Origin of the sequence: Phaeovulum sp. W22_SRMD_FR3 (genome assembly GCF_052113705.1) — a bacterium.
In the GTDB taxonomy this organism is placed as follows: domain Bacteria; phylum Pseudomonadota; class Alphaproteobacteria; order Rhodobacterales; family Rhodobacteraceae; genus JBGQOG01.
In genome coordinates this window covers 316,924-341,108 of record NZ_JBGQOG010000002.1, presented here as the reverse complement: position 1 = coordinate 341,108, position 24,185 = coordinate 316,924, and the positions used below count along the sequence as shown (strand labels likewise).

The following is a 24,185-nucleotide window of genomic DNA, read 5'->3' as shown; positions in this document are numbered from 1 at the left end:
GCGCGCAAGCCCCTGTCACCGGGAATCAAAAGACCCCGCCGAATGATCGGCGGGGCAAGGTCGTGCCCGGGGCGGACCCAGGCACTGGCGGTAACCGTTAAAGTCGGAATTTGGACAGGGCGCGGATCAGTTCATTTCCGCGCGGATCTGCTGGCGCAGAATGTCGATGGGCACCAGTTTGCCTTCGCGTTTGAAATGCCAATAGGTCCAGCCGTTGCAGGAGGGGGCCCCCTCAAGATGCGCGCCGACCTGATGGATCGAGCCCTTGACGTCATTGCCCACCAGCGTGCCATCGGCCCGTACCTTGGCCTTGAAGCGGCTGCCGATCGAATAGAGTTCTTCGCCCGGACGCAGCATCCCGCGCTCGACCACCTGACCAAAGGGCACGCGCGGTTCGGCGCGTTTCGAGCCGGTAATCTCCAGCGCTTCGGCGTCGAATTTGCGCACGCGCGCCAGACGTTCGGCGGCCACAATGCGGTAGCTCTCTTCGCGCTCGATGCCGATGTAATCGCGCCCCAGCATCTTGGCGACGGCACCGGTGGTGCCGGTGCCAAAGAACGGGTCCAGCACGACATCGCCGGGATTGGTCGAGCCGAGGATGATCCGGTGCAGCAGGCTTTCGGGTTTTTGCGTCGGATGCGCCTTGTCGCCCGCCGCATCCTTCAGACGCTCACCACCGGTGCAGATCGGCAGCACCCAATCCGAGCGCATCTGCACGCCTTCGTTCAGCGCCTTCAGCGCCTCATAGTTGAACGTGTATTTGGCGCCTTCGGATTTCGACGCCCAGATCATCGTTTCATGCGCATTCGTCAGGCGTTTGCCGCGAAAATTCGGCATCGGGTTGGATTTGCGCCAGACCACATCATTCAGGATCCAATAGCCCTGATCCTGCAGCGCCGAGCCGACGCGGAAGATGTTGTGATAGGAACCGATCACCCAGATCGCGCCATTCGGCTTCAACAGGCGGCGCGCGGCGGCCAGCCATTCGCGGGTGAATTTGTCATAGACGGAAAAGCTGGAGAACTGGTCCCAGGCATCATCCACCGCATCGACCTTGGAATTGTCGGGGCGGTGCAGATCGCCTTTCAGCTGCAGGTTGTACGGCGGGTCCGCAAAAATCAGGTCGACGGAATTTTCCGGCAACGCATTCATCAACTCAATACAATCGCCGGCCAGAATTTGGTTAAGCGGAAGCTCCGCAGTCCCTTGGGACTTCGTCGTGGTTTTTGTCATCTGCGCCTCGTTACCCTTGACGGGTCTGCCTCATAGTCCCTTGCGGGGGTCCCTCTTTGGGGTCCGGTCAGTGCCGGTTTTGTGAGTGCAAAGATGAGTCATAAGGGATTCCGCGTCAAATTCTTTTTCGAATCAGTCACTTACAGAAACGTCTTGATACAAGATATTGTGTACGGGTTTGAACGAACGTCTATGATGTGGGGTAACCCCAAGATTTAGGAGCGCGGCGAGGTGATCTTTGGTCGGGTATCCGGCGTTGCGCTCCCAGCCATATCCCGGATGCTGTTGCGCCAAATCCACCATCAGCGCGTCGCGCACTTCTTTCGCCAGGATCGACGCGGCGGCGATCGAGACGGAACGCCCGTCGCCTTTCACCAAAGCCTCGGCACTGATGGTCAGGGCTTTCGGCAGCCGGTTTCCATCCACAAGCACATGATCCGGCACGGTTTTCAGCCCCGCAAGCGCCCGGCACATCGCCAGATGGCTGGCCTGCAGGATGTTCAGCGCATCAATCTCTTCGACGCTGGCATGGGCCACGCAATAGTCGGCACTGGCCATAATCTCAGCCGCGAGTACCCTGCGCCGGGCCGCAGTCAGCTTTTTGCTGTCGTTCAGACCTTCGGGGATATGCGCGGGATTCAGAATCACCGCCGCCGCCGTCACCGGGCCACAAAGCGGCCCGCGGCCCACCTCATCCACGCCCGCGACATGCATCAGACCGCGCATCTGCGCGGCCAGTTCAAAGGAATAATCAGGTTTCTCGCTCATACCGCAGGCATCGCAAGGCGGCCCCGATGATGCAACAAAAAAGGGGCCCCGGCAGGGCCCCTCTGGCGTCCGGCCTGCACCGGGAAACGCGGCCTCAGCGGCGGCTGATCCGGTAGCCGCGGTCGCTCAGGCATTGCGCGCCATAGACCGTCTCGGTGGTGAAACGACGGCGGTCATCGTGACGGTTGTCATAGCGGTTGCCCCAGCGGTCACGCCCATGATCGTCGTGCCCGCGTCCCGAATCAACCCGCACCTCGAAGGCGCAATTGTCCGGCAGGTGCCGCAACCCGGCCGAGCGGAGGCATTGCGCCGAGAGCGCTTCGCCCCGGCCGCGCACCTCGGTCACGCAATCGCGCGGCAGGATGTGGTCGCGGCGCACCACATCATGCCCGTAGCCGTGGTTCGGCACCGGGCGGTAGCCATCCCAGCCCGGGGTCGGGGCCGGCGCCGGGCGGCGGTCGGATTTGCTCGCCTCATTCAGAATCAGGCCGAGGGTGGCCGCGCCCAGCACAAGGCCCAGCACCTTCTTGTCCTTGGACCCCAGCGCCGCGGCGGGGCTGGCAATCAGGCTGGTCAATGCGAGGGCAGTGATGGCGACGGCGGTGGTGAGTTTGAATTTCATGGTCTCTCTCCCGGACGGGGGCCCCGGTGGCTCGGGGCGGTGAAGCTGATGCCCAACCCTCGGCCCCGGCGCCGCCGCCACGCAATATCACCCCCCTGCTATCGGATAACATCGCCCCAAAAGCCCTGATCAACGGCTTGTCATTGCATAACAAAGCCGCCCGGCGCAGATTTGGCGGATGAAACAGCGCATCCCCCTTCTCCTTGCGGCCCTCCTGGGTCTTGCTCAGCCTGCCGCCGCCGAATGCTTTGCCGATTACAAGGCCAAGCAGGACGATCCGTTGCGCCTGCAATACGGCGTGGCGGCGCTTCCCGATGACGCCTGCGGATCGCCCAAGGCGGCGGCCCGCGCATTGGCACCGCGTCTGGCCCAAGCGGGCTGGACGCTGCTGACCATTGTCTCCATCTTCGGCCCCGATGGGCTAGACCAAAGGAAAGACAGTGCCGGACCCAACTACCTCCGCTACTGAGGCGCTGCGTCAGGGCAGCCGCGCGGTCACCTATGGCATCATCGCCATCGTCGTGCTTCTGGGCGTGGCGGCGGTGCTGTTGTTCCTCTCGCTGCCCGATGCCAATGCGTTCAATGCAAGGGTTGAGCGGATCTTTGTCGAGAATAACGCGCTGACTGGCTCCGGTGAGGTGCGGCTTTTGGAGATTCTGGCGCAATCGGGCACAGCGTTTTCCGAAGTGCTCTCTTCCTATCGGGTGATCATCTTCATTCTGCTGGTCTTTTCCACCGCGATGCTGCTGGCGGCGATGATCTTCCTCGTCATGCTCGGCGTGATGAACCGCCGGATGACCGAGATCACCCGCGCGGGCATCGAGGTGCGCTCCCTCAGCATCTCGCGCGGCGAGAATGCGGTTTTCCTCAACGACATGGCCTTTACCCTGACGCCTGCGGCGATTGAGACGCTCTCGGTGCTGGCCGAGGCGCGGATGGATGATGACATTTTGTCGGGGGCCGAGATCGAGGCGGTGATTTCCGGCCGCGCTGCGGCGGACTGCGATGAGGCCTCCGGCGCCACAAGGATCAAGCGATTGCGGGATGGTTTGGGCAACCAGCTGGTCGCGGAACTGCTTGTCAAAAATATTGCACGAAAGGGTTATACATTGGCCGTCGCCAAGGATGCGATCCGCATGAGCTGACCTTTCACTTGCGAAGGGGGGGTGGGGGTCCTATATCGCGGCCTTACTTTCGCCGCCCCGCTTTTGCAGACCCGGAGGTTTCCATGCTTCAGACGCCGTTTTACCTGATTGATGAGGCGCGCCTTGTCCAGAACATGGAAAAAATCCGCGCGCTTTGCGACGCTTCGGGGGCCAAGGCGCTTTTGGCGCTGAAATGCTTTGCCACCTGGTCGGCCTTTGACGTGATGCGCCCCTATCTGGACGGCAGCACCTCCTCTTCGCTCTATGAGCTGCGGCTGGGGCGCGAGAAGTTCGGCAAGGAAACCCATGCCTATTCCGTCGCCTGGTCGGATGCCGAGATTGATGAGGCGATCTCCTACGCCGACAAGATCATCTTCAACTCGCTGGGCCAACTCGCCCGCTTTGGCGACAAGGCGGCGGGGATCGAGCGCGGTCTGCGGCTGAACCCGCGGTTTTCCACCAGCGGATTTGATCTGGCCGACCCCGCCCGCCCCTTCTCGCGTCTGGGCGAATGGGATATGGAAAAACTGACCGCCGTGGCCGATCAGATCTCCGGCGTGATGATCCACTACAATTGCGAAAACCGCGATTTCGCGCTGTTTGACCAGCAGCTGACCCGGATCGAAAACGAATTCGGCGATTTTCTGGCTAAGCTGAAATGGGTCAGCCTCGGCGGCGGCATCCATTTCACCGGCGAGGACTATCCGCTGATGGATCTCGCCGCGCGGCTGAAAGCCTTTTCCGAGAAATTCGGCGTGCAGGTCTATCTGGAACCGGGAGAGGCCTCGATCACCGGTGCCGCCTCGCTGGAAGTGTCCGTGCTCGACATCATCAACAACGGCAAGGATGTCGCCATCGTCGATTCCAGCATCGAGGCGCATATGCTCGACCTCCTGATCTACCGCGAAACGGCAAAATTGCCGCAAACGGGCGATCACCCCTATCAGATTGCGGGCAAGACCTGCCTTGCGGGCGACATCTTTGGCGAGGCGCGCTTTGAGGCGCCCCTGCAGATCGGCGACCGCATCTCCATCGCCGATGCGGCGGGCTATACGATGGTGAAGAAGAACTGGTTCAACGGCGTCAACATGCCGTCGATTGCCCTGCGCAGTGCCGATGGCACCATCCGGCTCGCGCGCGCGTTTGGTTACGAGGATTACCTGTCCTCGCTTTCGTGAGGGCCCTTCCGGCCCTTGTCCTCGGGCGGCAACGCCCCCTTCCCCTGTCCTGTTGAAAAGGAGACAGCAGAAGTGAAACGTAACGTGCTGATCATCGGAGCCGGTGGCGTGGCGCAGGTCGTGGCGCATAAAGCGGCGCAACATAACGACCGTTTGGGCGATTTGCACATCGCCTCGCGCACATTGGGCAAATGTCAGGCCATCATCGCCTCGGTCCACGAGAAAAACGCGATGAAAGTGCCCGGCGTGTTCGACGCTCATGCCGTTGACGCCATGGACAGCGCCGCCGTCGCCGCCCTGATCCGCAAGACCGGCTGCCAGATCGTGATCAACGTCGGCTCGCCCTTCGTGAACATGTCGGTGCTGGAGGCCTGCATCGAGACCGGGGTGGCCTATATGGACACCGCGATCCACGAGGCCCCGGGCAAGATCTGCGAAACCCCGCCCTGGTACGGCAATTACGAATGGCAGCGCCGCGACCGCTGCAAAGCCGCGGGCGTCACCGCCGTGCTGGGCATCGGTTTTGATCCCGGCGTGGTGAATGCCTATGCGCGTCTGGCCGAGGATGAGCTGTTCGACACAATCGAGAGCATCGACATCGTCGACATCAATGCGGGCAGCCATGGCCGCTGGTTCTCGACCAATTTCGACCCCGAGATCAACTTCCGCGAATTCACCGGCACGGTGTATTCCTGGCAGCAGGGTGCCTGGCAGTCGAACAAGATGTTCGAAGTGGGTCAGGAATGGGATCTGCCGGTCGTGGGCAAGCAAAAGGCCTATATGACCGGCCATGATGAGGTGCATTCGCTCTCGGCGCGCTATCCGCAGGCCGACGTGCGCTTCTGGATGGGCTTTGGCGATCACTACATCAACGTGTTTACCGTGCTGAACAACCTCGGGCTTTTGTCCGAGCAGCCGGTGAAAACCGCCGAGGGGCTGGAAGTGGTGCCGCTGAAAGTGGTCAAGGCCGTGCTGCCAGACCCGGCCAGCCTGGCACCTGACTATGTCGGCAAGACCTGCATTGGCGATGTGATCCGTGGCACCAAGGACGGTAAACCCACCGAGGTCTTCATCTACAACGTCGCCGACCACAAAGAGGCCTATCTTGAGGTGGGCAGCCAGGGCATCAGCTATACCGCCGGGGTGCCGCCGGTGGCCGCCGCCCTCCTGATCGCGGACGGCACCTGGGACATCGGCGCCATGGCCAATGTCGAAGACCTGCCCGCACGCCCCTTCCTTGAGCTGCTGGGCGAGATCGGCCTGCCCTCGCGCATCAAGGATGCCGCGGGCGACCGCCCGATCTGAGGGCCTGATCTGGGTCCCTCGCTGCGCAACCGGAAACCGGCGCCTTCGGGCGCCGGTTTTTTCACGGGCCCGTGAGCGGAACCATTCGGCACAGCCCGCGTTCAGATTGCGCGGGATGCAGGGTCATCCTCGGGGGGTGATCAAACGTGACGCAAGTGCCGTCGAAATTCAAACGCATCGGATTTGCCCCCGGCTGGGCGGTGATCGGCATTTTTCTGATCCTGGCTTTTGCCGCGATCACGCTGGCGCGCGACTTTCTGATGCCGACCACGCTCGCGATTCTGCTCTTCTTCGTGTTCATCCCCGTGCGCCGGGCGCTGGACCGTTTCGGCATCCCGCCCGCCATCACTGCCGGGCTGATCACCCTGGCGCTGTTGGGCGGGCTGGCGCTTCTCTTGACCCTGCTGATGGGCCCCGCGGGCGAGATGATTGCCAATGGCGACCAGATCCTCGCGCAACTGAACACCAAAATGGCCGACCTGCGCGGCGCGCTGCATGACGTTCAGGCCACGATCAAAACGCTGGGCGAAATGTCAGGTGGCAATGAGGGCAAGATCGTCGCCCAGACCGACTCGGGCGGTGTGCTGTTTCAGGCGATGACCCTCACCCCGGCCCTGCTCGGCCAATTGGTCTTCATGCTGTTCTTGCTGTTCTTCCTGATCTCTTCCGGCGACCTGATCTATCTCAAGATCGTGCAAAGCTTTGACACGATGCGCGAAAAGCGCCGCGCCTATGCCGCGCTGCGCGAGATCGAGGCGAGCTTGGGCAACTACCTCGGCACGATCACCCTGATCAACGCGGCCCTCGGGCTGGCAATCGGACTGGCGATGGCGGCCTGGGGCATGCCCGCCCCGGCAATGTTCGGTGTCATCGCGTTTTTGGTGAACTACATTCCCTATCTCGGTGCGATCAGCGGCACCATTCTGGCGCTGGCGGTGGCCTTGGTCAGCTTTGACGGCTTTTGGTACCCTTGCCTCACCGCCGCGAGCTATCTGGGCCTGACAACGCTGGAGGGGCAGCTGATCACCCCCTATTTCGTCTCGCGCCGGTTGCAGATGAACACGGTGGTGGTGTTTCTGGCGGTGGCGCTTTGGGCATGGCTGTGGTCGGTGCTGGGCATGATCGTGGCCGTGCCGATGCTGGTGGTGATCTCGGTGCTGTGCGAGCACATTCCGGGCTTGGAGAAGCTGGGCAATTTTCTGGCCGGGGATACCGAACCCGCCCCCGACAGTGACCCCACCCTTGCGCTGCAACCACGCGCCGATGACCTGCCCTGACCGCCCCACGCCCGGACAACGCGGCTGACGTGGTGACCCCGGATGGATTCGAACCATCGACCTGCCGCTTAGGAGGCGGCCGCTCTATCCCCTGAGCTACGGGGCCACGCGGCCCTTAATGCGCAGAATTCCGTCTGCGTGCAAGACGCCTGTGCGGCAGCGCCATCATCGGATTTGTGCGGGAAAGTGAGGGGGAGCGCTTTGGCCCACCGCCCCCCCGAGATTGTCAACGCGCATCAATTTGCTTGCAGAGCGCGTCGGCCATCCGCAGCCTTGCGGCTGTTAGCGGTAACATGACACAGGTGTAACGCTTGCACAAGCGGAACTTTTGGCGCACATCTACGTGAAGAACATCGGAGAGCCCCCGCGTGACCAGACCCCCCGTCGATCCCCGCCGTACCTTGACCCTGCGCGATGTCTCAGAAGCTTCGGGCGTGTCGGAGATGACGGTCAGCCGGGTCTTGCGCAACCGCGGTGATGTCTCGGACAGCACCCGCGAAAAGGTGCTCGAGGCGGCGAAACGGCTGGGCTATGTGCCCAACAAGATCGCGGGCGCGCTGGCCAGCCAGCGGGTCAATCTTGTGGCGATCATCATCCCGTCCCTCTCTAATCTGGTCTTCCCCGAAGTGTTGGGCGGGATCTCCGAGGAGCTGGAAGATACCGGGTTGCAACCGGTGGTCGGTGTCACCAATTACTCGCCCGAGCGCGAAGAATCCGTGCTTTATGAGATGCTGTCCTGGCGGCCCTCGGGCGTGATCCTCGCCGGGCTTGAGCATACGGCCGCCGCCCGTGCCATGTTGGAAAACGCCGGGATCCCGATAGTCGAGATCATGGATGTCGATGGCGAGGGTGTGGATTCCGTGGTGGGGATTTCGCACCGCCGCGCGGGCCGCAAGATGGCCGAGATCATCATTCGCGCGGGCTACCGCCGCATCGGTTTCATCGGCACCAAAATGCCCGAGGATCACCGCGCCCGCAAACGGCTGGAGGGGTTTACCGCCGCTTTGGCAGAGGCGGGCCTCAGCCTTGCGGATGAGGAATATTACGCCGGTGGCTCCGCGCTTCTGAAAGGGCGTGAGATGACCGAAACCATTCTCAAGCGCACGCCTGACCTCGATTTCATCTATTACTCCAACGACATGGTCGGCGCGGGCGGCCTGCTGCACTGTCTGGATACCGGCCTTGATGTGCCGGGCAGGATCGGATTGGCGGGCTTCAACGGGGTGGAACTTCTGGACGGGTTCCGCGTGAAGCTGGCCACGATGGACGCCTGCCGCCGCGAGATTGGCAAGCGCGCCGCCGAAATCATCGCCGGGCGCAGCCATTCCGATCTGGTCGGCGGTGAAGTGGTCGAGCTGACCCCGGTGCTGCAACCGGGCGACACGATCCGCAGGCTGTAAGCGCCCCCGGTTTCGGCGGGCGGGCCAGAAGCAAAATCAGGAATGAGGTTGTCGGGCGGGCAGAGGCCCTGCCGCTTTGGCGCTCACACTTTCGGGCGGAACGCTTTGATTTTGGCGGGATCGGTCTCGATCCGCCCCGCGCCGATCAGATCGAGGCAATAGGGCACCGCCGCAAACACCGCATTCAGACAGGTCGCAATCGCCGAAGGCTTGCCCGGCAAAGTGATGATCAGCGATTTCCCGGCAATGCCCGCGCTTTGCCGCGACAGGATCGCGGTCGGCACTTCCAGCAGGCTCGCGCGGCGCATTTCCTCGCCAAAGCCCGCGAGTTCCTTCTCGATCACCTCGGCCACGCCCTCGGGCGTCTCATCGCGCGGCGCGGGGCCGGTGCCGCCGGTGACCAGGATCAGATCCGCTTCCTCCCCCACCAGCCGCCGCAGCGTCTCGGCCACGCTGGCGCGGCCATCGGGGATGATGTCACGGGTGATGCTGAGGGGCGTGGTCACCACGCCCCGCAGCCAGTCTTCACAGCCCGGGCCGCCCTTGTCCTCATATTCCCCACGGCTGGCGCGGTCGGAAACGGTGACAATGGCGGCGCGGACCGGTTTCATTTCTTCGCTGCCACACGAGCATTGCGAGTGGCGATCAGCTTGAGGCGCAGCGCGTTCAGGCGGATGAAGCCTGCGGCGTCCTTCTGGTCATAGGCGCCCGCATCATCCTCAAACGTCACGTGTTTTTCGGAATAGAGCGAATGCTCCGACCAACGGCCGACGCAGCTGACCGAACCTTTGTAGAGCTTGAGCTTCACGGTGCCGGTGACATGCTCCTGGCTCTTGTCGATCAGCGCCTGCAGCATTTCGCGCTCCGGGCTGAACCAGAAGCCGTTATAGATCAGCTCGGCATAGCGCGGCATGATGCTGTCTTTCAGATGGCCCGCGCCCGCGTCGAGCGTGATCTGCTCGATCCCACGATGCGCCTCGAGGAGCAGGGTGCCGCCCGGGGTTTCATAGATGCCGCGCGATTTCATGCCAACGAAACGGTTTTCCACGAAGTCGAGACGGCCAATGCCATGTTTGCCGCCCAGTTCGTTCAGCTTGGTCAGGATCGTGGCGGGCGACATCGCCTCGCCATTGATCGCCACCGCATCGCCCTGCTCGAAGCTCACTTCGATATATTCCGGGGTATTCGGCGCCTCTTCCGGGCTGACGGTGCGCTGGTAGACATATTCCGGCGCTTCTTCGGCCGGATTCTCCAGAGCCTTACCCTCAGACGAGGTGTGCAGGAGGTTGGCATCGACCGAGAACGGCGCTTCGCCGCGCTTGTCTTTGGCAATCGGAATCTGGTTGGCTTCTGCGAATTCCAACAGCTTGGTGCGCGAGGTCAGATCCCATTCCCGCCAGGGCGCGATCACCTTGATCGCGGGGTTCAGCGCATAGGCGCAAAGCTCGAACCGCACTTGGTCGTTGCCCTTGCCGGTCGCACCATGCGCCACGGCATCCGCGCCACATTCCTCAGCGATCCGCACCAGATGCTGCGAGATCAGCGGCCGGGCGATCGAAGTGCCAAGGAGATAGAGCCCCTCATAGAGCGCATTGGCGCGGAACATCGGGAACACAAAGTCACGCACGAATTCTTCGCGCACGTCGACGATGTGGATGTTCTCTTCCTTGATGCCCAGCGTGATGGCCTTTTGCCGCGCCGGTTCCAGCTCTTCGCCCTGACCGAGGTCGGCGGTGAAGGTGACCACTTCGCAACCATATTCGGTCTGCAGCCATTTCAGGATGATCGAGGTATCGAGGCCGCCGGAATAGGCAAGCACGACTTTCTTGGGTGCGGACATCTTGGGCTCCGGTATCTGAGTTTGAGCCGGGATAGTGTGTTTTCGCCTGTATCTCAAGGGCCACAGTGGCGCGCGCTGTCAGAGAATTGTGCGGGATACAGCCATAGGCCAAGCGCGAATTTGGTTTACCGGGTCAAAACGGAGATGCTAGCGATAGGTGCATTGCTCCATGCCTGAATTGATCGGTCACATTCTATGTTCAAAAACATACTGCTCGGCATGCTGGCTGATCTGGTCCGCAGCCCGGGAACCACCGTAAAGCTCCTGCTGTTTCCGCTGCTGACTTCGGTCTTATTCCTGCTGGCCAGCATTATTCCCTTAACCATCACTATAATTGCATTGCCGAATGCCTATTCGGTAGCGACGCTTTTTTGGGGTATTTGCCTCTTTCTCGTGGCTGTATTCGGAACGCTCTGGCAAGCAGTCCTTTGGCATCGCTATGCAATTTTACTTGAGATGCCCGGACGCTTTCGGCCCCGGTGGCACGGGACCACGACCTGTCGGTTTGCGCTGCGATCGATACAGATCTATGCTCTTTCATCTGTTGCGGGCAGCCTCGCATTGATGCCGGCAATCGTCTTGCTGCATGTTATTCCGCCAGGCCTGTCGCCCCTTGCCGTCGCCATTGCGATTATAGGCGCGATATGCCTCGTGATTGTCGCGGGGGGCATTCAGCGCCTCACAATTTGCCTGCCCGCGACAGCGGTGCGCCACCCCCTTTCCCCGGGTGCAGCATGGGCCGCGACGCGTGGCCTTTGGCCAACGATGATCGGGCTGAGCGCGATGATTTGCGGCGTCGGACTGTCGATTGAACTGCTGACTGCAGAAATGCTCGCGGATTTGAACAATGGCACCTCGGGGGGTGGACCCTTCATCGGCCTTATCCTGACCGTCTGGCTGGTGATACCGCTCGTCTTCGTGGCGCTGCTTTCGGCCACCTATCGCGAAGTTCTGGGGGCGGACAACGCGGCGCACACCCCCTTGCCAGCGCCGCCGTCGCAGGGCACGACATAAGGCATGACCGCATTCGCCGAAAACGCCCGCTCCGCCACGCTTGCCCTGCGCGATCTCTTTGATCCGACGCCGCTGCAGCGCAATGACCATCTCTCGGCGAAATATGGCGCCGAAATATGGCTGAAACGCGAGGATCTGACGCCGGTGCGCAGCTACAAACTGCGCGGCGCCTTTACCGCGATGCGCAAGGTGCGGGCGGCAGATCCGGCTCAGGGGCATTTCGTCTGTGCGAGTGCGGGCAATCACGCGCAGGGCGTGGCCTTTGCCTGCCGCCATTTCGGGGTGAAAGGCACGATCTTCATGCCGGTCACCACGCCGCAGCAAAAGATCGACAAGACCCGCGCCTTTGGCGGTGCGGCGGTCGAGATCGTGCTGACGGGGGATTATTTCGACCAGACCCTCGCAGCGAGCCAGAAGTTCTGCACAGAGGCAGGGGCGCATTTCCTCTCGCCCTTTGACGATGCCGATGTGATCGAGGGGCAGGCCAGCGTTGCCATCGAAATGCTCGATCAGCTGGGCCGCGCGCCCGATCTGGTGATCCTGCCGGTGGGCGGAGGCGGCCTCGCGGCGGGTGTTACCGGGGTTCTGCGCGATCAGGGGGTGGATTTCCGCTTTGTCGAACCCTCGGGTGGCGCCAGCATGACCGCGGCGATTGCCCAAGGCGGGCCGGTGACGCTGAAAGGCGTGAACAGCTTTGTCGATGGTGCCGCCGTGGCACGCCTGGGCGCGCTGACCTATGCGCGCCTGGCCTGGGCCAAGCCTGAACAGATCCTTCTGGCCCCCGAGGACCGGATCTGCATCACCATGCTGGAGATGCTGAATGTCGAGGGGATCGTGCTGGAACCCGCAGGCGCGCTCTCGGTCGATGTCCTGCCGGAGCTGGCGGAAAGCATCCGCGGCAAGACCGTGGTCTGCGTCACCTCGGGCGGCAATTTCGATTTTGAACGGCTGCCGGAAGTGAAAGAGCGCGCGCAGCGCTACGCCGGGCTGAAGAAATACTTCATCCTGCGCATGCCACAGCGGCCGGGCGCGCTGCGGGAATTTCTGGAGATGCTGGGGCCGGATGATGACATCGCCCGCTTTGAATATCTGAAGAAATCCGCCCGGAACTTTGGCTCGGTCCTGATCGGGATCGAAACCAAAGCGCCGGAGAATTTCGCCGCCCTGACCGGGCAGCTGGATGCCGCGGGCTTTACCTACCGCGACATCACCGAGGATTCAGCCTTGGCCGAATTCCTGATCTGAACACCAGGCAGCGGCCCTCAGGCCGCCGCTTCGCCATCTTCCGCGCAGAACTCTTCAACGCGCGTCATGAACTGCGCCTTGGACTGCGCATAATTGGCGAGGACAGCGGAGACATCCACCTCCTCGGCCTGACCCGCGGCGCAAGCGCGCTCACCGGCCTGACAGAGCCTGCCAAAGGCGGCAAAGCCCAGATTCCACGCACTTCCCTTCAGGAAATGCAGGTCTTCCTCAAGCTTGGCACGGTTTTTCCCCAAACCCATGGCCACGCCTTCGACCTCGTCCAGAAACAGCTCCAGAACTTCGCTGAAACCCTCAGCGCCAATCTCGGATCGCAATTCTGCGACCCGTTCCCAATCAATCATCTCCACCTCCACCGGGTAGTCTTCCACCTTCACCACCCTCAAAGGTAGGCGCGAAATCTTTCGGAAGCTTTAACCTCTGCCGCAGCCCCCTTTGCAGCCGCAGCATCCGGCCGGTTTTCGGGCGCGAAACGGCATCATGGTTAGCGCGCTTCACCCGCTGTTAAGAATGGCGGCGTTAGATGGCAGGGCCTTTGGGCGAGTCAGCAGGTGGAGTACCAGTGCAGTCGCAGGAAAATTCATACGGCGTTGAATCGACAGAACACCCGGGCGTCGTGCGCCGGGTGCTGGTCGTCGATGACAGCCGCATGCAGCGACGCATCCTGACAGCGCAGCTGTCGCGCGCGGGCTATGAGGTGGTTGAGGCAGGCTCGGGTGAAGAGGCTTTGGCGATCTGCGAGACGATGCAGCCCGATCTGGTGCTGTCGGACTGGATGATGCCGGGCATGTCGGGCCTCGATTTCTGCCGCGCCTTCCGGCAGATGCGCCGCGACAGCTATGGCTATTTCGTCCTGCTCACCTCCAAGAACGAAAAGGGCGAGGTGGCGCTGGGGCTGGAAAGCGGCGCCGATGATTTCCTCTCCAAACCCGTCAGCGGCGATGAGTTGCGCGCCCGTCTGGCCGCGGGCGAACGCATTTTGCGCATGGAGCGCGAGCTGAAGGCCAAGAACCGGCTGGTGACCGCCACCCTGTCCGAGCTGCAGGGCCTTTACGACAGCGTCGACCGCGACCTGCAAGAGGCGCGGAAATTGCAGCAAAGTCTGGTGAAGGAACGCCACCGCAGCTTCGGCAATGCCGAAGTGTCGCTGCTCTTGCGCCCTTCGGGCCATGTCGGCGGCGATCTGGTGGGGTTTTTCCCGATCAACGCCCGCCGCGTCGGGGTTTATGGCATCGATGTATCCGGGCATGGCATCACCTCGGCGCTGATGACCGCGCGGCTGGCAGGCTATCTCTCGGGCACCTCGCCCGAGCAGAACATCGCCCTCGTGCAGACCGAATACGGGATTTATGACGCCCGCCCGCCCGCCGAACTCGCCGCCTATCTCAATGAGTTGGTGCTGGAAGAGATGCGGACCGAGAGTTATTTCACCCTGATCTATGCCGATATCGATCTGATCACCGGCCACGTCGAGATGGTTCAGGCCGGGCATCCGCATCCGGCGGTGCAGCGCGCCGATGGCTCGATCGAGTTTCTGGGGCTGGGTGGTTTGCCGGTCGGGCTGATTGATGGCGCGGAATATGACGGGTTCAGCACGGTGCTGCGTCCCGGCGACCGGCTGTTCATGATGTCGGATGGCATCACCGAAGCCGCCAACCCCGCAGGCGATCTTCTGGGCGAGATCGGGCTGAGCCGGATCATGGACCGCAACCGCAATCTGCGCGGCGCGGCCTTTCTGGAGGCCGCCGTCTGGGAGCTGTCGGACTACACCCTGGGCGAGTTCAGCGATGACGTCTCGGGGGCGTTCTTCGAGTTTGACGGAGCCAAGGAAAACGTCGACTGACCGGGCGGCGGGCCGAACCCGCGCCCCTCACGGCTCACGAAACGCTTCGCGCGATTTGTAGAGCGGTTTCAGCAAATACTGCAAAATCGTCTTTTCACCGGTCTCGAGTTCGACCGTGGCGACCATGCCGGGGCGGATCTCCAGATGCCGCTGACGTTCGGTCAGGTGGCCCAGATCCACCGTCACCGTCACCTTGTAATGCGGATCGCCATCCGGCTTGCGCTCATCCTTGAACGTATCGGCCGAGATCACCTGCACATGCCCCTGCAGTGAGCCATAGATGGTGTAATCATAGGCCGAGAGCTTGATGGTGGCCGATTGCCCCGGCTTCACATTGGCAATATCGGCGGGCTTGATCTGCGCCTCGACGAACATCTCCTCATCCAGCGGGATGATCTGCATGATCTCCTCGCCCGAGCGGACAACGCCGCCGATGGTGGTCACCGACATCTTGTTGACGATGCCGCGGAGCGGCGAGGTGAGGATGGTCCGGTCGAGCTGATCCTCGGCCAGTTTCAGCTGCTGTTTCAGCGTCGAGATCTGCGCCAGCGTGTCGGAATAGGTGCCCGCGCGTTCCAGATCATACTGGGTGGTGATGTCGTTCATCCGGCCTTCGGCATCGCGCTGGATCTTGCGCGCCCGCGTCACTTCGATCAGCGGCGCGATGTCCTTTTTCAGCATGTCCTCGAGCAGTTTCATCTCGGCGGTGGCCTGTTCGAGCACCTGCTTGGCCCCCTCGCGGCGGCTGTTGAAATCCTCCAGCCGCGCTTTCAGCAGGCCGCGTTCCGACTCAACGATATGCGGCACCAGTTGCGCCTCATCCTCGGGGACATCGAATCTCGTCTTGCCCGCCATTTCGGCCTCCAGCCGCAGGCGGCGGATGTCGAGCGCCGCGATCTGGCTTTCCAGATCATCGACCTGCGCCTGATATTGCGTGCCGTAGAGGCGACCGAGCACGGTGCCCTTGTCGACCGTATCCCCCTCGCCCACATAAAGCTCGGCCAGAATCCCGCCCTCAAGGTTCTGGATGATCTGCGGCCGCGAGGAAGAGACGATCTCGCCCGGTCCGCGCACGATCTCATCCACCGAGGCGAAACCCGCCCAGACCAGAAACACGCCGATGGCCAGAAACACCATCCAGATCGTCCAGCTCGGGCGCTTGCTGCGGTCGCTGAGCAGGCTGGGGTCCACGGTGGTCATTGCGCGCCCGCCGCTTTTGCCTTGGCCAGGTGGGCCAGCACCGCGTCGCGCGGCCCGTCCACCGCCAGGCGGCCGTTTTGCAGGATCAGCGTCCGCGCGGTCAGGCTGAGGATCGGCACGCGGTGGGTGGCAATGATCGCCGTCCGCCCCTCCAGCCAGCCATCCAGACGGCTGACCAGCGTGGTTTCCAAGGTTGTGTCCAGCGCCGCCGTCGGCTCATCGAGGATCACCACTTTCGGGTCCTGCAACCAGAGCCGCGCCCAGCCGATGCTTTGCCGCTGCCCGACCGAGAGCCCCTCGCCGCCATCGCGGATCACCAGATCGAGGCCGCGCGGATGGCCGCGCAGGAACGGCCCCAGCCCGGCAAAATCCAGCGCCTGATACATCCGGTCCTCATCCCGCTCAAGCTGGGTGAGGTTGAGGTTGTCGCGCAACGTCCCCGCGAACAGCCGCACATCCTGCGCCAGATAGCCGACACTGCGGCGCAGATCGCGCGGGTGCAGCTGGCCCAGATCCACCCCGTCGATCAGGATGCGCCCCTCGGTCGGCTCATAGACCCCTGCCAGCAGTTTCAGCAGGGTGGATTTGCCCGAGCCATTGGCCCCCAACACCGCCACCCGTTGCCCGGCGGGAATTTGCAGCCCGGAAATATCGACGCAGGCCGCCGCGTCGGCATCATAGCGGAAGGACATCTGCCGCAGCTCAAACGCGCCGCTGATCTTGTCGGCGCGCAGATAGCTGCGCCCCTCTTCCAGCATCTGCTCCGCGCCCGCGATCTCTTCCAGCCCCGCCAGCGCGCCCTTGACGTTCGACCAGCGTGCCAGCGTCGCCGAAAGCTGCGTCAGCGGCGCGAGGGTGCGCGAGGTGAGAATGCCGATGGCGATGATCGACCCCACGGTGAACTCGCCTGCGAAAACCTTATAGGTGCCGATGACCACCGCGCTGACATAGGTCACCTGCTGGATCGCCTGCGCCCAATAGGTCAGCACCGATGCGAGCTTGCGGCTTTCCGAGCTTTTCACCGCCGAAAGGGTGATCAGCTCTTCCCAGATCCGCTTGATCCGGTCCTGCCCGCGCTGGGTCGAGACGGTCTCATGCTCATAGATCGTTTCATGCAACAGCCGCCCGGCCCGCGCCGAAGCACCTTGGGTCGAGGCGGTCAGGGCGATCATCTTCTTTTGGAAAAAGAACCCCGGCGCCACCATCAGAATGGCGCCGATCAGCATCACCCAGACCAGATTGCCACCGATGCTGGCGACCAGCGCCAGAAACACGAAGATAAAGGGAATATCGGCCAAAGTGCCGATGGTGGAGGCGGTGAAAAACTCGCGCACCGAGCTGAATTCGCGCATCGCCGAGAAGAGGGCCGAGGGCGCGCGGCCCGGCGTGGCCTTCATCCCCAACAGCCGCTCCATCAGCAGCTTTTGCACCGACAGCTCGATCCGCCGCCCGGCGATGTCCATCAAACCCGAGCGGGCGAGCTTCAGCCCCATCTCCAGCACCAAAGCCAGAAAGGCGCCCAGCGCCAGCACCCAGAGCGTCGGCTCGGATTGATGCGGGATCACCCGGTCATAGACCTGCAGCGAGAAAAGCGCGACCGAAGCCGCGAGGATATTGGCCGCGAGCGAGCCCAGCGCCACTTCCGCAAAGGCCCGGCGCTGGCCAAGGAACTCGCCCCAGAACCAGTGCTTTTTCTGCTCGGTCACCCGGTGGCGTTCTTCGATCTGCCGCAGGGTTGAGCGGGCGCGGACGATGGTGCCGGTGAAATAGGGCAGGAATTCGGTCAGCGGCACTTCGGCGCGGTGATCGGCGCAGGTCTTGTCATAGACAAAAAGCGTCGTGGCCTCCTGCCCGAGCACGAGGACCAATTGGCCGCCGGACATCTGCGCCAAAGCGGGCCATTGGCCGGGGGTGGCATCGTCGATCTGCTCGACGCTGGCGGTCATCCCTGCCACGCGCAGCACGGCGGCGATATGGCTGGGCAGCACCTCCCCCGCAGGGCCACCGGTGATGGCGGCGGTGGCTTCCCCCACCGCGAGCAGCATCTGCTCGAGGATTTCAGCGGCGGGCAGTTCGGCGCCCAGCACCCCCGCATAGGCGGCGGCCAGTTCAGCCCGTGCGCGCGCACGGGCCACCGGATCCACCGCCGGGGCAGCGGGGCGGCGGGGCGCGCGGTTCAGGCTTTGGGGAGCATGCGGCGGGACATGCGGGGGGGCATTTTGCGGCTGCGGATCAGACATGCCCTGACCCGCCGTGCCCGACACATGGGCGGCGTTGATGTCAAAGGCGATGACCCGGTCAGACAATCCCCGCGCTCCGTTACCCCAAAAACACTACATCTTGCGTCGATCAGATCGACGCGCCATCCACTAGTAGACCGCGCTGCCGGGCGATTTCCAGCTTTATCAGCGCAATGTCATATTTCAGCCCGATCTCGTCGCGCTGCATCTGGGCATAGGTCTCATACATCGTCACCAGCTCCATCAGGGTCCGGCGCCCGGCGCGGTATTGCTCGGTGAACATGTCGAGGCTGGAGGCGGTCTGCCCGGTCACATCCGTGCTGCGCGCCTGCTGCGCCATCAGCGCGGTCAGTTTGCCCTGCAAAGTGCCAATGGCGCGGTCCGCCTCTTCCCGGGCCACTTTCGCCCGCGCATCCGCCGCCTCCTGGCTGGCGTCCAGCGCCGCCAGCGTGTCGAGCGTGCCCAGCCCCAGCATCTGCTCCGCCCCGATCACCAGCCCCAACGTGGGTTTGCCCTTGCCGACGCCCGCCTGCGCCGAGGCACCGGGCAGATAGGCCGCACGGGTGATCCTGGCCTGCGCCACCGCGCGCGCGCCCTCGCTCTCGGCCATCTTGACCGCCAGCGGATCGGGGGCAGCGACCGGGATGGTGATCTCATCGAGGCCCGCCACCTGATCCAGCGGCCAGCCCGCCATCGCGTTCAGCTGATTGCGCGCCAGCGTGGCGGCATCATTGTCCGTGCCTTGCCGCGCCTGCATCTCGGCCAGCTTTTGCCGGATCACCCGGGCTTCGGATTCGTCGGACATGCCGCCCTTCACCCGCTCGCCCATGATGCGGTTGTATTCCTGCATCCGGGTCACCGCCGCCATGTCGCTGCCCGCCTGATCGCGGGCTTTCAACGCGGTGATGTAGAGCTGCAGCCCGGTAAACACCCGGTCGTTCATTTCCTGCGACAGGCCGACGGCGGCCACCTCGACATCGGCCGCCGCATAGGCCCGCTCGGCCTTTTTGCGGCCATTGTCGAACAGCACCTGATCGATCAACAGGCTGCTCGCCACGCTTCCAAGACTGGAGAGGCTGAGATTGGGCCCCACCGTCGGCAGCCAGTTCTTCGACTGCGCCTTGGCGGTCAGCCGCGCCACCCGCAAATCCGCCTCGGCCGCGCTGGCAGAGCCCGCGAGCACCGAATTGGCCACCGTGCGGAACGGCCCCTGCGGCGGCAGCACCGTCCGGCGCGCCTGAAGATCCGCGATCAGGTCCGAGGCCTGCGCCGCCTGATCCTGCCGCGCCACGCGGCCCTGGGGCGCGCCTGCATCCGAAAAGGCCGACCGGCTGGTCAGCCCCAACGGCTGCATGCAGCCCGCCAGCAGCATGAGGGCGCTGCCCGCGCCGAGCAATACCCGACGCGGCCCCATCTTGCCCCGGCCCGGCCGCGCAAGGGGCGCGGCCGAGGCGGGTAAACCCCTTGAAGCGGACCAGCCTCCCATGCCGGCCTCCTCAGATGGTTACATGGGTGATGGTGTCATCCAGCAGGATATGGGTGTCGCCGAGGGTGTAGATGCTGACCGCATGGCCATCGACCACGGTGTTTTCCCCGGTATCCTGCGCCCCCAACATGGTCACCGAATCCGCCGCATCGCCGGTGATGGTGATGGTGTTGTTGTCATCGGTGATCGCCCGGATCTGTGCCTCGGTGATGGTCAGATGCGCATCGGGGGCAAAGGTCAGGTCGATGGTGCCGAAATCGAAGTGATCCAGCCCGGCCCGCGACAGATCCACATTCACCGCCGAAGTGTTGTCGACGATCAAGAGCGTGGCGCTTTCGTTATGCGCGGCATCTTCCGAGGACACGACCAGATACGAGCCGTTGGGCATGTTCTGGCCAAAGTCGATCACCGTCTCGCCCGAGAAGGGGATGTCCACTTCGGCGAAGGTGATGTTGCTCACCGTGCCCGCCGCATTGACCGCATGCACCGCGGTGACATCGTCGTCAATGTCCACACGGATGCCGCGCAAGGCCGAGGCATCGCGGGTGAAGGCCACGATATCGGGCGAATCCGGCGCGACCAGATCATAGGCAAAGCTGCCGGTCTGGCTGGCATGGTTGCCCGCCACATCGGTGGCCACGGCGGTATAGGTCATGTTGCCCTCGCCCGCCGGAAGATCGGCGGTGTGGAAGGTCACCGACCACAGGCCATCGCTGCCCGCCGTCGCCTGCGTATGCGCGCCATTGGCCAGCGTCACCTCGACCGTGGCGCCCGCCTCGACCGTGCCGCCGATCTGGAAACCGGCGCTGGCTTCGTTGATGTTCACCATATTGTCGGACGCAATCGCCCCCACTTGCGTGAAGTTGCGCACCACCGGGTCAAACACCACCGAAGAGCTTTGCGTCGCGGTATTGCCCACCGCATCGGTGGCCGAGACGCTCAGCGTCAGCGTGGTTTCCGTGGCGGGCAGGCTGCCCGCCGGGATGGTCGCCGTCCAGGTGCTGCCGGTGACGGTTGCCGCCACGCTGGCGCCGTTCGACAGGGCGACCATCACCGCAGACCCGGCTTCCACCGTGCCGGTGACCACGAGGCCGCCCGCCTCCTCGGCTTTGTTGACCACACCATCGACGCCCGGCGTCGCGGTGCCATGCGTCAGATCACGCACTTCGGTATCGACATGGATCACATGGCTGGTCGTGCCGACGTTGCCGTTCGGATCGGTCGCCGTCACGGTGACCGTGCTGTCATAGGTGCCGCGTGCGATGGTGGCGCTGGAATACCCCGCGCTCCAGTTGCCGCTGGCATCCGCCGTCACCGTGCGCGTGGTGCCCTGGAAGGTCACCGCCACCGAGGAACCGGCATCCGCCGTCCCGGTCAGCGTCACGCCGCCCGACCGCTCGAGGTTCGAGACGATGTCATCGCCCCCCACCTGACCATTCGGCATGGTCACCGTATTGGTGGTGTCCACGGCAAAATCGCGGGTCGCCGTGCTCATGTTGCCTGCGGCATCGGTCGCCACGGCGACCGCGGTGCCGGTATAGGTGCCCCCGGCGATTTCGCCCGCACCGAAGGTCACCGTCCAGCTGCCATCGGCCGCAACCGTGGCATTATGGCTGACGCCGCCCACCTGCACCGCCACGCTCGAGCCGGGCTCGGAGCTGCCGGTGAAGGTCACGCCCGAAGCGGCCTCGCTGCCGTTGACCAGATCATTGCCCGCAACCATGTCGCCCGAGAAGGCGACATGCCCGGCCGTATCCACGCGGATCGCATGGGTTTCGGTCAGCGTGTTGCCCGCCGGATCGGTGGTGGTGGCGCTGACGGTCGAGACATATTCGCCCGAGGGGATCTCGGCGGCGGCATAGGTCACGCTCCAGCTGCCATCGGCGGCCACGGTGGTGGAATGGGTCACCCCCTCCAGCGTCACCGCGATGGTCGAACCTGCGACCGACGTGCCGCTGACGGTGAAGCTGGCGTCATGCTCGGCCTTGTTGACGATGTCATCGCTGGCCACCGGGTTGAAGGTGATCGCCGAGGGGACGGTATCCACCACCAAAGTATCGGTCACCGTGGTGGTGTTGCCCAAGGGATCGGTGGCGACCACGGTCACCCCGGTCGAATATTCGCCCCCCGGAACCTCGGCCTGCGGGAAGGTCACGCTCCAGCTGCCATCCGCCGCAACGGTGGTGGTCTGCGTGCTGCCCAGCACAGTCACCGCCACGGTCGCCCCGGCCTCGCCGGTGCCGCCAATGGTGACGCCATCAACGTAATCGGCCTGGTTCTCGAGATCGCCAACCGAATTCGTGCCTTCGGTCACCGCCACATCCGGCGGGGTCATGTCGATCAGGAAATCGGGACCGTCCAGATTGGTCACCGTGCCATCCGGCGCCGTCACCACGACAACCGAAGAGTAATCGCCATCGGCCGGCAGTTCGGAACTGTCGAAATCGACGCCCCAGGTGCCGTCTTCACCAATGGTGGTGGTTTCGGTCTGATCGCCGATGGTCACCACCACGGTCGAGCCCGGCTCGCCGGTGCCGGTCACCGCGGCATGCGGATCAACGGTGTTGGTGGTCAGCGTGGTGTCATTGTTGGGGTTGTCCACTGTCGGCACAATCGGGACGCCACCGCCGCCCGGCGTGGTGTCGGTGCCACCGCCACCCGGCGTGGTATCCGTACCGCCGCCGCCCGGCGTGGTGTCGGTGCCACCGCCACCCGGCGTGGTGTCCGTACCGCCGCCGCCCGGCGTGGTATCCGTGCCACCGCCACCCGGCGTGGTGTCCGTACCGCCGCCGCCCGGCGTGGTGTCCGTACCGCCGCCGCCCGGCGTGGTGTCCGTACCGCCGCCGCCCGGCGTCGTGTCCGTGCCACCGCCGCCCGGCGTGGTATCCGTGCCACCGCCGCCCGGCGTCGTGTCCGTGCCACCGCCGCCCGGCGTCGTGTCCGTGCCACCGCCGCCCGGCGTGGTATCCGTGCCGCCGCCCGGCGTGGTATCCGTGCCGCCGCCGCCCGGCGTGGTGTCCGTGCCACCGCCGCCCGGCGTCGTGTCCGTGCCGCCGCCGCCCGGCGTGGTATCCGTACCGCCGCCGCCCGGCGTGGTATCCGTGCCGCCGCCGCCCGGCGTGGTGTCCGTACCACCGCCGCCCGGCGTCGTGTCCGTACCGCCACCGCCACCGCCGCCACCACCGCTGCCGGCAATAACGCCCGCGCCCGCGACAGCCGCACCGGCACCCCAAAGCCCCGACCCGCCCAACAGCGGCGCAAACATCGCCATGCCGGTGGTATCTTCACTGCCCGCAGGTGCGATAATCTCATCGCCCAGAACGAAGGTCAGCTGATCATAGGGGCCCCATTTTTCCGGGCCGCTGCCGCTCACCGCATGATAATCCGCATAGATCACGCCTTCAGAGCCGCTCTCCAGCGTCACTTGCGCGATCTCGCCGTCGGCGCTCAGGAAGAGCTTGTTCTCTTCACCACCCGCAGCGTCAAAAAAGCCGGACAGCGTGATCTTGCGGCCATCGACCAGCTCGACCACCAGATCAGAGCCATCGCGTTCATATTTAAGAATATTTGACTGTCTGAGATTGAGGGATATCTCGTCTCCAGAGCCGATCAGAACAAAATCACTTGCCCCATCACCCGAAACGGTACCACGCGACACACCGCCCGCAACATTGCGAACGGCAAAGTCTACCGACTTTACCATGAAACTACTCCGCCTCATAAACCGTGGCCTTTGGCCAACTTTTTTAACTGCTGCCCCAGAATTAACGCATTTGTGCCACAATTGCTAGGACTTAGGTGAGCGCCATTAAGTCCGTAAGTATGATGTGTCGGAAATGTCGCGGCGCGGAGTCGTGAAAAGCGGCGCTCAGGCGGCGCCGTGTCGCAGAAAATCACGCAAAAAGCACGAATCCCCGGCATTCGCCAGATTTTCAAGCGCCGCTTCCGGACTCATCCAGACCGCAGTATGCCCCGACTCGCGCGGCGGGCCGCGCCGCAGCACCGGACGGGCATGCCAGATGGTGCAGATCTTCTCGGCCCAGCGGTCATATTCCGGCATGAAGGTGAAGCGGCGATAGGCCCCCAGATAGCGCGGGCGCGCAATCGCCCAGCCCGTTTCCTCAAACACTTCGCGGTGCAGCGCCTGCGCGGCACTTTCGCCGCGATCAATGCCGCCGCCGGGCAGCTGAAATTCCGGCACCGGTGCGCTTTGATGGGTCAGCAAGACCTCGCCCGCCCGCGTCAAGACGGCATAGGCCCCGGGCCGAAGGATGTACCTCTGCCCCCGGACCGGCGGCTCACCAAATCTGCGCATCCTGAGTTTGCCCCTTGGGTGTGCGGTTGCGGCACCTATATAGGCGCGGTATGCCC

The 24,185-nt window shown here is 63.7% G+C and carries 20 protein-coding genes and 1 tRNA gene; 9 read left to right on the top strand and 12 right to left on the bottom strand.

Features of this window, described 5'->3' with window-relative positions; all coding sequences use genetic code 11:
* Positions 1-126: 126 nt before the first annotated feature.
* From ACEN2S_RS03905 to ACEN2S_RS03895, 3 genes are all read right to left on the bottom strand, one after another.
* Complete coding sequence (locus ACEN2S_RS03905) at positions 127-1,233, bottom strand: site-specific DNA-methyltransferase (protein WP_441862625.1); 1,107 nt, start codon at positions 1,231-1,233, stop codon at positions 127-129.
* A 132-nt stretch (positions 1,234-1,365) separates the two neighbouring features.
* On the bottom strand, positions 1,366-2,001 hold the full coding sequence (locus ACEN2S_RS03900; RefSeq protein ID WP_441862622.1) for a ribonuclease HII: 636 nt from the start codon (positions 1,999-2,001) through the stop codon (positions 1,366-1,368).
* Between the two features lie 94 nt (positions 2,002-2,095).
* Positions 2,096-2,623 (bottom strand): hypothetical protein, encoded by a 528-nt coding sequence (locus ACEN2S_RS03895; RefSeq protein WP_441862619.1) that lies wholly within the window; start codon positions 2,621-2,623, stop codon positions 2,096-2,098.
* 178 nt (positions 2,624-2,801) lie between these two features.
* Here ACEN2S_RS03895 and ACEN2S_RS03890 point away from each other — a divergent pair, with 178 nt between their 5' ends.
* The 5 genes from ACEN2S_RS03890 to ACEN2S_RS03870 all read left to right on the top strand — a co-directional run bounded on the left by ACEN2S_RS03890 (position 2,802) and on the right by ACEN2S_RS03870 (position 7,528).
* Positions 2,802-3,092 carry a hypothetical protein gene (locus ACEN2S_RS03890; RefSeq protein ID WP_441862616.1) on the top strand — a complete coding sequence of 97 codons (291 nt, stop codon included), beginning with the start codon at positions 2,802-2,804 and terminating at the stop codon, positions 3,090-3,092.
* Positions 3,064-3,768 (top strand): hypothetical protein, encoded by a 705-nt coding sequence (locus ACEN2S_RS03885; RefSeq protein ID WP_441862613.1) that lies wholly within the window; start codon positions 3,064-3,066, stop codon positions 3,766-3,768. The genes ACEN2S_RS03890 and ACEN2S_RS03885 overlap by 29 nt, the downstream gene beginning before the upstream one ends.
* A gap of 83 nt (positions 3,769-3,851) precedes the next feature.
* A complete protein-coding gene (nspC, locus tag ACEN2S_RS03880) occupies positions 3,852-4,946 on the top strand; it encodes a carboxynorspermidine decarboxylase (RefSeq protein ID WP_441862610.1) in 1,095 nt (364 codons plus the stop codon).
* A gap of 72 nt (positions 4,947-5,018) precedes the next feature.
* Positions 5,019-6,251, top strand: coding sequence for a saccharopine dehydrogenase family protein (locus ACEN2S_RS03875; protein ID WP_441862607.1), 1,233 nt, complete (start codon positions 5,019-5,021; stop codon positions 6,249-6,251).
* 146 nt (positions 6,252-6,397) lie between these two features.
* The gene (locus tag ACEN2S_RS03870) at positions 6,398-7,528 is read left to right on the top strand and encodes an AI-2E family transporter (RefSeq protein ID WP_441862604.1); all 1,131 of its coding nucleotides are present in this window, start codon (positions 6,398-6,400) and stop codon (positions 7,526-7,528) included.
* Between the two features lie 30 nt (positions 7,529-7,558).
* On the opposite strand, the gene ACEN2S_RS03865 is transcribed toward ACEN2S_RS03870, so the two are convergent.
* A tRNA-Arg gene (locus tag ACEN2S_RS03865) sits at positions 7,559-7,634 on the bottom strand.
* A 262-nt stretch (positions 7,635-7,896) separates the two neighbouring features.
* On the opposite strand from ACEN2S_RS03865, the gene ACEN2S_RS03860 reads away from it, so the two are divergent.
* Positions 7,897-8,928, top strand: coding sequence for a LacI family DNA-binding transcriptional regulator (locus ACEN2S_RS03860; RefSeq protein WP_441862601.1), 1,032 nt, complete (start codon positions 7,897-7,899; stop codon positions 8,926-8,928).
* An 83-nt stretch (positions 8,929-9,011) separates the two neighbouring features.
* Here ACEN2S_RS03860 and mog read toward each other — a convergent pair whose 3' ends face one another.
* Both mog and ACEN2S_RS03850 read right to left on the bottom strand, forming a co-directional pair.
* Positions 9,012-9,539 (bottom strand): molybdopterin adenylyltransferase, encoded by a 528-nt coding sequence (gene mog / locus ACEN2S_RS03855; protein ID WP_441862598.1) that lies wholly within the window; start codon positions 9,537-9,539, stop codon positions 9,012-9,014.
* Positions 9,536-10,768, bottom strand: coding sequence for an argininosuccinate synthase (locus tag ACEN2S_RS03850; protein ID WP_441862596.1), 1,233 nt, complete (start codon positions 10,766-10,768; stop codon positions 9,536-9,538). The genes mog and ACEN2S_RS03850 overlap by 4 nt, the downstream gene beginning before the upstream one ends.
* 195 nt (positions 10,769-10,963) lie before the next feature.
* Here ACEN2S_RS03850 and ACEN2S_RS03845 point away from each other — a divergent pair, with 195 nt between their 5' ends.
* Both ACEN2S_RS03845 and ilvA read left to right on the top strand, forming a co-directional pair.
* Entirely contained in the window at positions 10,964-11,782 is an 819-nt protein-coding gene (locus ACEN2S_RS03845) for a hypothetical protein (RefSeq protein ID WP_441862593.1), read from the top strand.
* 3 nt (positions 11,783-11,785) lie between these two features.
* Positions 11,786-13,027: a threonine ammonia-lyase IlvA gene (ilvA, locus tag ACEN2S_RS03840; RefSeq protein WP_441862590.1), complete on the top strand. Its 1,242-nt coding sequence runs from the start codon at positions 11,786-11,788 to the stop codon at positions 13,025-13,027.
* 17 nt (positions 13,028-13,044) lie between these two features.
* On the opposite strand, the gene ACEN2S_RS03835 is transcribed toward ilvA, so the two are convergent.
* Positions 13,045-13,389, bottom strand: a complete 345-nt coding sequence (locus ACEN2S_RS03835) for an Hpt domain-containing protein (protein WP_441862917.1) — start codon at positions 13,387-13,389, stop codon at positions 13,045-13,047.
* A gap of 272 nt (positions 13,390-13,661) precedes the next feature.
* Here ACEN2S_RS03835 and ACEN2S_RS03830 point away from each other — a divergent pair, with 272 nt between their 5' ends.
* A complete protein-coding gene (locus ACEN2S_RS03830; protein WP_441862915.1) occupies positions 13,662-14,888 on the top strand; it encodes a PP2C family protein-serine/threonine phosphatase in 1,227 nt (408 codons plus the stop codon).
* A gap of 27 nt (positions 14,889-14,915) precedes the next feature.
* Here ACEN2S_RS03830 and ACEN2S_RS03825 read toward each other — a convergent pair whose 3' ends face one another.
* The 5 genes from ACEN2S_RS03825 to ACEN2S_RS03805 form a co-directional block, all read right to left on the bottom strand.
* Entirely contained in the window at positions 14,916-16,088 is a 1,173-nt protein-coding gene (locus tag ACEN2S_RS03825; RefSeq protein WP_441862587.1) for an HlyD family efflux transporter periplasmic adaptor subunit, read from the bottom strand.
* Positions 16,085-18,394, bottom strand: coding sequence for an ATP-binding cassette domain-containing protein (locus ACEN2S_RS03820; RefSeq protein ID WP_441862584.1), 2,310 nt, complete (start codon positions 18,392-18,394; stop codon positions 16,085-16,087). Before ACEN2S_RS03820 ends, ACEN2S_RS03825 begins: the two co-directional genes overlap by 4 nt.
* 43 nt (positions 18,395-18,437) lie before the next feature.
* Positions 18,438-19,814, bottom strand: a complete 1,377-nt coding sequence (locus ACEN2S_RS03815) for a TolC family protein (RefSeq protein ID WP_441862582.1) — start codon at positions 19,812-19,814, stop codon at positions 18,438-18,440.
* Positions 19,815-19,824: 10 nt separating this feature from the next.
* On the bottom strand, positions 19,825-23,517 hold the full coding sequence (locus tag ACEN2S_RS03810) for an Ig-like domain-containing protein (protein WP_441862579.1): 3,693 nt from the start codon (positions 23,515-23,517) through the stop codon (positions 19,825-19,827).
* A gap of 165 nt (positions 23,518-23,682) precedes the next feature.
* Entirely contained in the window at positions 23,683-24,039 is a 357-nt protein-coding gene (locus ACEN2S_RS03805; protein ID WP_441862577.1) for an NUDIX domain-containing protein, read from the bottom strand.
* Positions 24,040-24,185 lie beyond the last annotated feature (146 nt).